Annotated in this window: 7 protein-coding genes and 1 pseudogene; 5 read left to right on the top strand and 3 right to left on the bottom strand. The window is 66.6% G+C overall.

Features of this window, described 5'->3' with window-relative positions; translation table 11 throughout:
* Positions 1-44: 44 nt before the first annotated feature.
* Positions 45-1,271 (bottom strand): homocitrate synthase, encoded by a 1,227-nt coding sequence (gene nifV / locus QZ588_RS02100; protein ID WP_295539288.1) that lies wholly within the window; start codon positions 1,269-1,271, stop codon positions 45-47.
* Between the two features lie 308 nt (positions 1,272-1,579).
* Between nifV and QZ588_RS02095 the strand changes: the two genes are divergently transcribed.
* The gene (locus QZ588_RS02095; protein ID WP_295539286.1) at positions 1,580-2,521 is read left to right on the top strand and encodes a zinc metalloprotease HtpX; all 942 of its coding nucleotides are present in this window, start codon (positions 1,580-1,582) and stop codon (positions 2,519-2,521) included.
* Positions 2,522-2,549: 28 nt separating this feature from the next.
* Here the strand turns inward: QZ588_RS02095 and QZ588_RS02090 are convergent, their stop codons facing one another.
* On the bottom strand, positions 2,550-3,776 hold the full coding sequence (locus QZ588_RS02090) for a YbfB/YjiJ family MFS transporter (protein ID WP_295539283.1): 1,227 nt from the start codon (positions 3,774-3,776) through the stop codon (positions 2,550-2,552).
* Positions 3,777-4,073: 297 nt separating this feature from the next.
* On the opposite strand from QZ588_RS02090, the gene QZ588_RS02085 reads away from it, so the two are divergent.
* From QZ588_RS02085 to brxC, 4 genes are read left to right on the top strand one after another with little or no spacing between them, the layout of a single operon-like run.
* Positions 4,074-4,595: a BrxE family protein gene (locus QZ588_RS02085; protein ID WP_295539280.1), complete on the top strand. Its 522-nt coding sequence runs from the start codon at positions 4,074-4,076 to the stop codon at positions 4,593-4,595.
* Positions 4,592-5,377, top strand: coding sequence for a BrxA family protein (locus tag QZ588_RS02080; RefSeq protein WP_295539277.1), 786 nt, complete (start codon positions 4,592-4,594; stop codon positions 5,375-5,377). The genes QZ588_RS02085 and QZ588_RS02080 overlap by 4 nt, the downstream gene beginning before the upstream one ends.
* On the top strand, positions 5,358-5,939 hold the full coding sequence (locus QZ588_RS02075) for a BREX protein BrxB domain-containing protein (RefSeq protein ID WP_295539274.1): 582 nt from the start codon (positions 5,358-5,360) through the stop codon (positions 5,937-5,939). The genes QZ588_RS02080 and QZ588_RS02075 overlap by 20 nt, the downstream gene beginning before the upstream one ends.
* Positions 5,940-5,947: 8 nt before the next feature.
* Entirely contained in the window at positions 5,948-9,583 is a 3,636-nt protein-coding gene (brxC, locus tag QZ588_RS02070; RefSeq protein WP_295539271.1) for a BREX system P-loop protein BrxC, read from the top strand.
* A 1,944-nt stretch (positions 9,584-11,527) separates the two neighbouring features.
* Here brxC and QZ588_RS02065 read toward each other — a convergent pair.
* Positions 11,528-11,802 (bottom strand): annotated as a pseudogene (locus QZ588_RS02065) (ISKra4 family transposase); the annotation flags it as partial.

Raw genomic sequence — 11,802 nt, 5'->3', positions numbered from 1 at the left:
GCTCGATGCCAGCGTCGCTGATGCGCGGCTGCGGGCCAGCGCGCTCACGCGCGCTCGGCGGTGGCGTCCAGCGCCGTGTCGGCGGCGGCGGATACGCCCCCCCGCGCCGGCGCGCTCGCCGCGAGCTGATCCAGAAAGCGGCGCAGGTCATCGCCCTGCGGCGCGTGCTTGGTGGTCGTGACGAAGCGGCGCACCAGCGGCAGCAGCCGCTCGGCCTGGCTGTCGTCGATGGCGGTGGCCAGCAGCGAAGCGTAGGCCATCTGCACGGCATGACGACCGGAGTGCTTGCCGAGCACCAGACGGTGGCAGCGGCCGACCTCGGCGGGGTCGATGCCCTGGTAGTTGCGGGGGTCCTTCAACAGGCCGTCCACGTGGATGCCGGCCTCGTGGGTGAAGGCGCCGTCGCCCACCAGGCTCTTGTGCCAGGCCACCGGATGGCCGGAGGCGGTGGCCACCAGCCTGGACAGGGCCTCGAACCGGGTCAGGTCCACGCCGGTATCCAATTGATGCACGTGGCGCAGGCCCACCACCACTTCTTCCAGCGCCGCATTGCCCGCGCGCTCGCCCATGCCGTGGACTGTGGTGTTCACATGCGTGGCGCCGCCGCGCACCGCCGCCAGGGTGTTGGCGGTGGCGAGCCCCAGATCGTCGTGGGCGTGCATCTCGATGTCGCAGCTGCAGGCGCTGGCCAGGTCGAAGAGACGCTCGCGGGTGCCGAAGGGGTCCAGCAGGCCGACGGTGTCGGCGAAGCGCACCCGCCGCGCGCCGGCCCGCTGCGCGGCCTCCGCCACCTGCTTGAGAAAATCGGGGTCGGCGCGCGAGGCATCCTCCATGCCGACGCCGACGCCGAGCCCCAGATCCAGCGCCGTCGGCACCAGTCGCGCGATCTGCGCCAGCACCCAGTTGCGGTCGCGGCCGAGCTTGCGCGCGATCTGCTGATCCGACACCGGCATGGACAGGTCCACCAGGCCCACGCCCAGGCCGCGGCAGGCGGCGATGTCCGCCGGCAGCATACGTGCCCAGACCATGAGACGGGCATGCAACCCTAAGTCTGCGGTGGCACGGATGGCCTCGCGCTCGTCCTCGCCCATGGACGGGATACCCACTTCCAGCTCCGGCACGCCGAGGGCATCGAGCCCGCGGGCGATGGCGAGCTTCTCCTCCAGCGAAAAGGCCACGCCCGCCGACTGCTCACCGTCGCGCAGCGTGGTGTCGTTGATGGTGATCAGCGAGCGGGGCTCACGGCGGGTGGCGGCGGCGTCGGTCTGCATCGGCCTGCTCCACAAGGGTGTTACAGCGAGGCGAAGCAAATGACGGGCCAGCCTGCAGGCGGCTTGCGAATCAAGCGCTTGTCAGCACAGGCCCGGCGGGCGCTGGGGGCTTTGCGACAGCGCCGACGGCCGCTTGTCGGGGATGCGACGCGCGGCGGGCTGGGGCCGTGCGCGGGGTCAGTCCGGCAGCCAGTCCGGGCGCAGGATCTGCTCGGCGTCCGTCGATTGACGCCAGGGCATCGGCGCCCGCGGCGCGCCGGTCGGCATCGGCTTTTGTCCGGGCGGTGGTTGTCCCCAACTTTTGGTGCATGGACGCACGACGGTTACCGGCCCACAGTTGGGCAAACGGGCTGCAATCGGCGCTGCTGGTGGCAACCCTGGCGGCGCTGCTGGGCCTGTTGGCATGGATCGTCGGCGGCGTCACGCTGGTGGTGCTGGCGCTGGCGTTGGCGGCCTGGCTCTATCTCGCCAACCCGGCGGCCTCGCCGCGGCTCGTCATGCTGCTTTACCCCGGGCGGCTGCTGCACCCGCGCGAAGCGCCGCAGCACTATGCGCTGCTGCGGGAGCTTGCCCGCCGCGCCGGCCTGCCCGAGGTGCCCAGACTCTATTACATCCCGTCGCGGGTCATGAACGCCTTCGCCACCGGCAGCCGCGACGACGCCCTGGTGGCCGTGTCCGACGGCCTGCTGCGGCGACTGGACCTGCGCGAGCAGGCCGGCGTGCTGGCCCATGAGATCAGCCATGTGGCCAATGGTGACCTCGCCGTCATGGCCTTTGCGGACTTGGTCAGCCGGGTGGCTGGCGCGTTCGGTTTGCTCGGGCAGATCCTGTTCCTGCTGAGCCTGCCGACGGCCTTGCTCACCGGGGCGGACATGCCCTGGCTGGCGCTGGCGATCCTGCTGGCGGCGCCCACGCTGAGCGCCCTGGTGCAGCTCGCCCTGTCGCGCAACCGCGAGTACGAGGCGGACCTCGCCGCCGCCGAGCTCACCGGCGACCCGGCGGGCCTCGCCTCCGCGCTGGACAAGCTGGAGCGCTATCAGGGGCGCTACTGGGAGCAGATCTTCATGCCCGGCCGCGGCGTGCCGGAGCCCTCACTGCTGCGCACCCACCCGGACACGGCGGACCGCGTGCGCCGGCTCATGGCTCTGGTGCCGCGCCGCCCCCGGCTGCCCGTGGACCATGCCAGCCCGGTGTTGCGGCGGCCGCCGCCGCTGTCGCCGCGCTGGCGGCCGCCGGGGCTGTGGTACTGAATTTGCCCCAGGTCACCGTCATCGCCCATCAACCACCAGCACTCGCGCGCCGGCTGCCCAGCCTGCCGTCAGCCCGGCTGCTGTCGCCCCCGTCGCCGCGGGCCGCCACGCGTCCCATCGCCAGCAGGCACAGCAGCCCAATCACCATGATGGCGCCGACCATGATCAGCGAGCCGTTGAAAGTGCCGCTCAGCTCGGCCAGTTCGCCGGCAACCACCGGGGCGACGATCTGCGCGACGCCGTAGCCCACCGTCAGCCGCGCCATGATCCGCGCCGGATACGCCGGGTAGCGCACCCCGACCATCGTCAGCACCAGGGAGACGATGCCGATGAACGTGAGGCCGAACAGCAACGAGCTCGCCACCGCCGCCGTCAGGGAACCGCTGAAGACCGGCAGCAGGATGCCGATGATCTGCAGCAGATAGGCCAGTTGCAGCGCGCGCAGATAGCCCCAATGGCGCGCCAGCCGGTCCCAGAGAATCGGCGCCGGTGCGGCGGCGAGCCCCACCAGCAGCCACATCAGGCCGCCCTGTCCGCTCAGCGTCGGCTGCTGCTCGGTGATCAGCACCGTGAAGGTGGCATTGATCGCATAGCCGAAGCCGGCGCAGAGATACGCCGCCTGCAGCAGCCACAACCAGAGCGGCCCGGGCTCGCCCGCGGCTGCGCCGGCACCCGGTTGGCGCTGCGGGCCCTGATCGGGCCGCGGCAGCCAACGCCAGGCGGGGATCAGCAGCACTAACCCGGCGGCGCTCAGCAGCCACCACTGATCGCGCCAGTCGCCGTGGGGCGCAGCCAGCTCCACCAGGAGCCCACCCAGCACGATCCCGAGCCCGAGCCCGCTGAAATGCAGCCCGAGCTCGTTGCGGTGTCCGTGGCGGATCAGCCAGCCCAGGATCAGCCCCGAGCCCAGCATCAGGCCACCGGCGGTGCTGAGTCCCGCCAGGTAGCGGCTCAGGCCCCAGATGAGCGCAGAGTCGGCGAGCGGCATCATCGCCGTGGTCAGCACCGCCAGGAGCAAGCTGAGGCGATACAGGCGGTCCTTCAGCATCAGATCCTTCAGCCGGGTCACCAGCAGCACGCCGGACAGGTAGCCGAGGTAGTTCCAGCCCGCAAGCCAGCCGGCGAGCGCATCACCCATGCCGGTCTGCGGCTGCATATAGGCCAGCATCGGCGTGTACGCAAAGCGCGCCACCCCCATGGTCAGTATCAGTGCACAGATACCGGAGGCGAGCACGATGATTGGACGAGGCGACATTGCCGGGGGCTGCGAGACCATTCAGGCGACACTCAAGTGTCGTTGCGCGCCCAAGGCGGTGTCCCGCGGGACGGCGTCCCCAGACGGCGTTCCAGGCGGGCATCAGTGGGCATCAGGGCCAGAGGCTAGCGGGGGCCGGGGGGGTGGTCAAGACGCAGCCGAGTGCGTCCGGGACGGGCACGGATACACTGCAGGTGCGGGAATAGGTCGCTGCTCCAGCGCCAACCCTACGGTTCCCATCGTGATGGGGCCTAGAGTATCCTGCCACCGTCGAACACGGAGAGCGTCAAAACTGTGGTGACGAACAACCAACTGCCTGCGGACGTCGCAGAACTGCGACTGCTGCTGGGCTATCTCGGCGAAAAAGACCAGTACAACTGGTGGCCATGCAGCTTTTTGGCGCCGGCCAGTGAGGCCTTTCTGCGGCCGGTATTTGCACGCACCAGTCTGCTGGCGCAGTACCAGGGTGTCTGCGAGGCGGCCTTGCGAGTCCACGACTGGCACATCGGTCTCGGCCGCCACTACCACCTCTACCGCCTGCCGGATGCCCTCGAGCGCGCGGCGGGGCAGGTGTTGCTCGAAGCCGACTTCGCGGATGGGATCAAACCCTGGATCGCGAACAGCGACGCGGCATTACAGCGCCTCTCGGCACTCTCCGAGCCACCCACCGAGTTCGCCTCAGGTCCGGTCCGCGTCGGATCCTACGCCGCCGATGACCTGCAGACACTGCTCCGCCGATGCGCGGGCTACTACCAACAGGCCATACGAGCCGGCGAGCAGAGTCTGCCCTACCTCCAAGCCACCGGGATCCATGGATGACCCCGTCCAGCGCCTCCTACAACACCCGGCTGCAGGCCGGTCTCGGTATGCTCGAGGAGACCCGTCGGCTGCTCGATCTCTATCAGCCGGGCATGACGACCTCGGCGCTGTACGATCTGGCCCTGACCTCGGGACAGTTTCCGCTGGTGTCCGCGCGTCGACTGCGCAATATCGTCGCCGAGTGTTTCGCGCCGCGTTACATCCGATCCGGCGTGGCGATCCACCTGAAGGCGCTGGCGCAGCCGCTTTCCGCCGCGGCATTCCAGCAGCTGCTGCTGGTGCACACGGCGCTTGCCAATCCCATCCTGGCTGACTTTATCCGCGAGGCCTACTGGGCGCGCTACACGGCCGGACACCCGACCATCGGCAAGGCGGATGCGCTCGCATTCGTACGCGAGGCGATTCGGGCCGGCAAGACCCGCACGGCCTGGTCAGACAGTACCCGTGACAAGGTCGCAGGCTACCTGATCGGCGCCTGCGCGGATTTTGGCCTGCTGGCGACCGTGCGCGCCGCGCAACGCCAGATTCAGCCGCCCCGTTTGCAGTCCACTACCCTAATCTTCTGCGCTTACTGGTTGCACCTGAATAATTTGGGCGATCAGGGGGTGCTGAATCATCCGCTCTGGTCCCTGTTCGCGCTGCAATCCCATGAGGTCGCCGAGGCCATGAAGCCCCTGGCACGTGACGGCTGGTGGATCATCCAGTCGGCGGCGGGGGCGGTACGCATCACCTGGTTGCACGCGAATCTCGAGGAGGTGACCCATGTCCTCGCTCAAGGCTGATTTCGACGAGCTCCTGGTGCGGATCGAGGCGGGGCGGGACTTTGCCCATGCCAGCTTCGAGCCGGTCTTCTATCTGGTGTTCCACCCCAGCGCCATGCTTGAGGCCAAGCGCCGACTGCCGGCTTGGGAGGCGCGCCTGATCAACGACGACTGGGAGGTGCATCGGTTCTCCATCGCCGAGGCTGTTGCTGACATCCTCGATAAACAGCCTGCCTTCATTCGCGCCGTCTGGCAGACGCAGGATGCCAAGGCGCCGCTGGCCTGGGACAAGACCAACAAGGCCCTGGCCGGGGCCCTAACCAAACAGGATGCCCTACAGCAGCGCCTGGAGGCACAGCTTCTGGCGCTCGAGGGACATGACAACGCCATCCTGCTGGTCACCGATCTGGAAGCGCTGCATCCCTACCTGCGCATCGGCTATCTGGAGGGGCAACTCCAGGGACGCTTTTCGGTGCCCACCATCATCTTTTATCCCGGTGTACGCACCGGCAAGACCCGTCTCAAGTTCCTCGGCTTCTATCCGGAAGATGGCAATTACCGCTCCGTTCATGTAGGAGGATGACCAACGCCATGGAGATCAAAGCACTCTTCGATGCCAACAAGGACATCTACCGCACCATCGAGAAAGTCATCACCTATGGCGCCTCGCAGGAGGCACGCCTCAAGGCCGAGATCTCTGAATACGTCGTCACCGACAGCATTGAGGAGCAGTTCGAAAAACTCCTCGACAAGATGGACGCAGCCATGGAGGCGGGCGGCGAAAACGAGGTTGGCGTCTGGGTTTCGGGCTTCTATGGCTCAGGTAAGAGCTCCTTCACCAAGTATCTGGGCTTCGCCTTCGACGATCGGGTGACCATCGACGGCAAGCCGTTTCTGGAGCACCTGCAACACCGGCTGAAAAAGGCCACCACCCGGGCCCGTCTGGCGACGGTCGCCAAGAAATACCCGGCGGCGGTGCTGATGCTGGATCTGGCGAGCGAGCAGGTGGCCGGCGCGACCATGGAAGAGGTCTCTACGGTCCTTTACTACAAAGTGCTGCAGTGGGGCGGCTACTCGCGCAACCTCAAGGTCGCGGCCTTCGAGCGTCGCACCAAGCAGGAAGGCCGGCATGATGAATTCCTGCAGCGCTTTCGCGACACCACCCAGGGGCAGGAATGGGTCGACTACCGCAACGATGAACTCGTGGTGGACAGCGTCATCCCCGAGCTGGCGCACCAGATGTATCCCAGCTTGTTCAAGACGCCCACGGCCTTCAGCACCGAGACCACCGAGATCATCCGCTTCGAGAACGACCGCGTCGCCGAGATGATCGAGATCGCCCGTGAGGCCACCGGCCGGGACTACATCCTTTTCATCGTCGATGAGGTCGGCCAATATGTCGGCTCGCGTCAGAACCTCATTCTCAACCTCGACGGCCTGGCCAAGAACCTCAAGACCATCGGCGACGGCAAGGTCTGGTTCATCGGCACTGCCCAGCAACGCCTGACCGAGGACAACGCCAGCGCCGCCCTCAACTCGCAGCAGCTTTCCAAGCTGAAGGACCGCTTCCCCATCCAGATCGACCTGGAGGCCAGCGACATCAAGGAGATCTGCTACAACCGCCTACTCGGCAAATCCTCCAGTGGTGAGGCCGAGCTGGGCGCGCACTTCGATCAGCATGGCCAGGCGCTGCGCCATCACACCAAGCTGACCGACGCCCGCGCCTATGGCGCCGATTTCGATCGCCAGACCTTCATCGACCTCTACCCCTTCCTGCCCGCGCATTTCGACCTGCTGCTGCACCTGCTTGGCGCTTTGGCCAGATCCACAGGCAGCATTGGTCTACGCTCGGCAATCAAGGTGGTGCAGGACATCCTGATCGAGGGCCCGGACGGCAAGACCCCCATCGCCGAGCAACCGGTTGGCTGGCTCGCCACCACCGTGACCCTCTTCGATGCGCTGGAGAAGGATATTCGTCGAGCCTTCGTGTCCTGGCACCAGGCCGTGGGCAAAGTCAAGCTCCGCTTCCCGGATTCCATGCTGCATCAGAGCGTCGGCAAGAGCATCTGTGTGCTGCAGATCCTGGGTAATCTGCCCATCAAGCGCCAGAACGTCGCTGGCCTGATGCACCCAGGCATCAGCGCCGCATCCATCGCCGAGCAGGTCGATGCGGCCATCGATGATCTGCTGAAGGACGAGATCGTTCCGCTGGGCGAGAAGGACGGCCTGCTGGCCTTCCACAGCGAAAAGCTCAATAGCATCGAGCAGGAACGCGCCCTGCTGCCGCTGCGCGCGGTCGAACTGCGGCGCATCCAGAACGAGGCCCTGAAGGAGACCTACAGCCCGCTGCCCGCGACTCAGCTGAACAACACCCTGACGGTGCAGACCGGGCTCAAGACCCAGGGCAGCAGTGCCCTGCCTGCCAGCCTGGCAGGCGAGCGCAATCCCATCCAGACCCTCATAGAACTCGTCGACCCCAGCGATTATGACAACGCCCGCACCCGGCTCAACGATGAGAGTCGCGAAAAATCGGCACGCCAGCAGATCTTCCTGCTTGGGCGCACCTCGCCGGAGCTCGACCTCCTGCAGAGCGAGATCCTTCGCAGCCGGGAGATCGCCAATCAGTACCGCAACGACCCCGACCAGGAGATCAAGGATTACTGTGCCGCACAGGGTGACCGCGTCAACCGGCTGACGCAGGAACTTGTTGCCAAGCTACAGCAGAGCCTGCGCAACGGCTCCTTCATCTTCCGTGGCGAGGTCAGCGCCGTCAGCAGCCTGCACGAGGATCTGATCGAGGCAGCGCGCAAGCAACTGGCCAAGGTCGTGGTACAGGTCTTCGATCGCCATGGCGAGGCGCCCGTGCGTGTTGGGACTGATCTCGCCGAGAAGTTCCTGCGCCAAGGCAAGCTCGAAGGCATGAGCAGCCAGCTCGATCCCCTTGGGTTGGTCAGGTTGCAGGCCGGGCAGGCGAGCATCGACACCCAGCACAAGGCCCTGGTCAGTATCCGCGACCTGATCGAGCGCCAGGGCAACATCGACGGCAAGCGCTTGAGCGATCTCTTCTCCAGTCCCCCCTTCGGCTGGTCGCCCGACACCCTGCGCTACCTGATTGCCGCCCTGCTGCTGGCCGGTGAGGTCAAGCTGAAGCTGGCCGGTCGCGAGATCACGGTCAACGGCCAGCAGGCCATCGACGCGCTCAAGAACAACAATAGCTTCAAACCTGTGGGGGTCAGTCTGCGCGACAACCGCCCCTCCATGGAGATGCTGGCCCGTGCCGCGCAGCGCCTGACCAGCCTGATTGGCGACACCGTGGTCCCTCTGGAAGACCACATCAGCAAGGCCGCGGCCAAAAGCTTCCCGGAATATCAGCATCAGTTCGCGCCGCTCGCGACCAAACTGCAGGGCCTTGGCCTACCCGGAAGCGACCGACTGGATCAGCTGAGCGATGACTTGATGGCCGTGCTCGCCACCGACGCATCGGACGCCGCCCAGCGCCTGGGTGCTGAGACCTCGACGCTCTACGACAGCCTGGAGTGGGCACGGGCGCTGCGCCAAGCCCTGGGCCAAGGGCTGGAGCAGACCCTGCGGGACCTGCGCCAGCACCTGGATGCGATCGCCGAGCTGCCGCCCACGGGCACTCCGGGCAAACTCCGCGACAGCCTGGAACAGCAATTGACCGACCTGGACAGCCGCCTGCAGCAGGAAGGCTTCTACAAACACGCCGCCGCCTTCGCGACCGGACTGAGCGATCTGCAGGCCGCCGTGCGCGACACCGTCCAACAGATGTGTGAGGACCAAGCCCGGCGCCTGCAGGATGCCAAGGAGGATCTGACGCGCCTACCGGAATGGTCGCTGCTGTTGCCCCCGGATCGGAGTAATGCGCTGGCCCGGTTGGATGCCCTGAGCAGTACCGTCAGCGAGGATCTGGCGGGCCTGCGTGAGCTGATCAACCAGGAATACGTTATCCAGACCGAGGCGCAGGATCAGAAGCGCCAGGTGCAGCAGATGGGGCAGGCCATCCTCAGGGATCGCTTGCGGGAGGAAGAGGCATCGACCGCCATGCGCGACGGAGACCGCACCATCAGTCGCCAGCAAGGCATCAAGGCGCAGATCACCGATCTGAAGGACCTGGACCAGCTCATCCAGTCCCTGCAGCAACTGCGCAGCGAGCTGAGCTATGCGCAGGCCTTTGAGCTGCGTCTGCAACTCGACGACCAGGACTGAGGGACGCGCCCCATGGCCTTTGACACTGCCACCCGCAACCAGCTGCAACGGCTGGTCACCGGCGCCCGTCGGCTGCTCGGCGAGGAATTCACCCGCCAGCTGCAATCCGATTACGGCATGGACCCCAAGGCCGGAACGGTCGCGGACATGGGCGCCCTTTCGCACCTGGACAATCGAGCTCGGCAGACCGCCGAGTTGCTGCGTGAGATCCTGGCGCATTATCGGGCGGTGACGCCTGGCGCCGCCGTCAAGCACCGCACCCAGCAGGCGCTGGAGCGCATCGTCCGCGAGCAGGCCTTCACGGTACTCAACCGCCTGGCCGCCCTGCGCATGGCAGAAGCGCGCGGAGTGCTGCACGAATCCCTGGCCAAGGGCCAAGCCTCCAGCGGCTTCCAGCTCTATCGCATGGTTGCCGGTAGCGCCCTGGGCGAGGCGGGCGATGCTTACCGGCAGTACCTGTTCAGCCTGTTCGATGAGTTCAGTCAGGACCTGGGCGTGCTCTTCGACCGCCACAGCCCTCAGGGCCTGCTGTTTCCGCGTGAATCCGTCCTGCTGGAACTCCTTGAGGCCTTCAACCGACCCGGGATCGAGGCCCTCTGGGCCGAGGACGAGACCATCGGCTGGATCTACCAGTATTACAACGACCCCGACGAGCGCAAGCGCATGCGCAAGGCCGCCGCCGCGCCACGCAACGCACGCGAGCTGGCGGTGCGCAACCAGTTTTTCACGCCGCGCTATGTGGTGGAGTTTCTGGTCGACAACAGCCTGGGCCGGCTCTGGTTGAACCAAACGGCGGGCCAGACGGTGCTACGCGAGCGCTGCCGCTATCTGCTCATCAAACCGGCGGATGACGCCCCCCTCGACCAATCCGCGGTCGGGTCCAGGCCCGCGCCGCAGGATCCGCGCACGCTCAAGCTGCTCGATCCGGCCTGCGGCTCCATGCACTTCGGCCTCTATGCCTTCGATCTCCTGCTCGAGATCTACCGCGAAGCCTGGGATTGGGAGCAGTCCCTCGGGCCGGGCGCGCTCCGCGTCCCCGAAGCCGACGGCGAGGAGGGCGACGCCTCAAGCATCGCGCTGGATTCGCTGAGCCAGCAGTATCCCGACCGCGAGGCCTTTCTGCGCGATGTGCCGCGGCTGATCATCGCGCACAACATCCATGGCGTCGACATCGATCCACGCGCTGCCCAGATCGCCTCCCTGGCGCTCTGGTTGCGCGCCCAACGGGCCTGGCACGAGGCAGGCGTCAAGGCGACCGAGCGACCGGCGGTCGGGCGCGGCCAGGTGATCGCAGCCGTGGCGCCACCGGCGGACCCGGCCCTGCGCGCGCAATTTGCCGATCAACTGGACCTGCTGGATGCCGAGCTGTTCGCGCAAAGCCTGGACCTGCTCGCGGGACTGGCTGAGCTTGGTGTGACCCTGCCGATCGAGCGCGACCTGCCGCAGCTCATCCGTCAGGTCTTCGGTGAGCATGGCCCCATGTTTCAGGAGGCCGACATGCGTCAATGGCAGAAGGCTGAAACCCGGCTACGCGACGCACTGGAGGCGCTGGCCGAGGCGGCGCAGAGCACCTTTCAGGCCCGTCTCTTTGCCCAGGACGCCCTGCAGGGCCTGCGCCTGATCGACCTGTGCCGCGAGACCTTCGACGTGGTGGTGATGAATCCGCCCTTCGGCGCTCTGGCCAGCGCCACCAAGAGCCAACTCGCGAAGGCCTACCCCAATAGCAAGAACGACCTGCTGGCCATCTTCGTGGAGCGCGGCCTGCAACTGCTGCGCCCCGGCGGGCGGCTCGGCGCCATCACCTCGCGCACCTGCTTCTTTCTCAGCAGCTTCCAGAAGTGGCGCGAGCAGGTGGTGCTCGGCAGCGCCACGCCCGAGGTCATGGCCGATCTGGGTCATGGCGTGATGGACGAGGCTATGGGGTGCGACCTCTCAATAATGTCCTCAACCGAAGCACTCGGCCCCGAACTGATCGATCTTCTGCCAGAACTGCGCCCAGCGCCCGACGGTGTTGGTCAGTGCCCTCAGGCTGAGCACGATCTTGGCGCCTTGGGTTTTCCAGCGCATGCCGGAGGCGCACAGGCGTTGCTTGACCAGACTCTTGCAGGCGGCCTCGGTGACCCCGGAGCCGATCGGGAGGTGCTCGGCGAGGAAGCCCGGATAGTCCATCTGATGGCGATGGTTGTTGAAGTAGGTCCAAGCGCTGTAGGCGTCGTCGC

It is taken from the genome of uncultured Thiohalocapsa sp., assembly GCF_913062725.1.
In the GTDB taxonomy this organism is placed as follows: domain Bacteria; phylum Pseudomonadota; class Gammaproteobacteria; order Chromatiales; family Chromatiaceae; genus Thiohalocapsa.
Note: the sequence above shows the minus strand (reverse complement) of the source record. Positions and strands in the feature narration are given on the sequence as shown.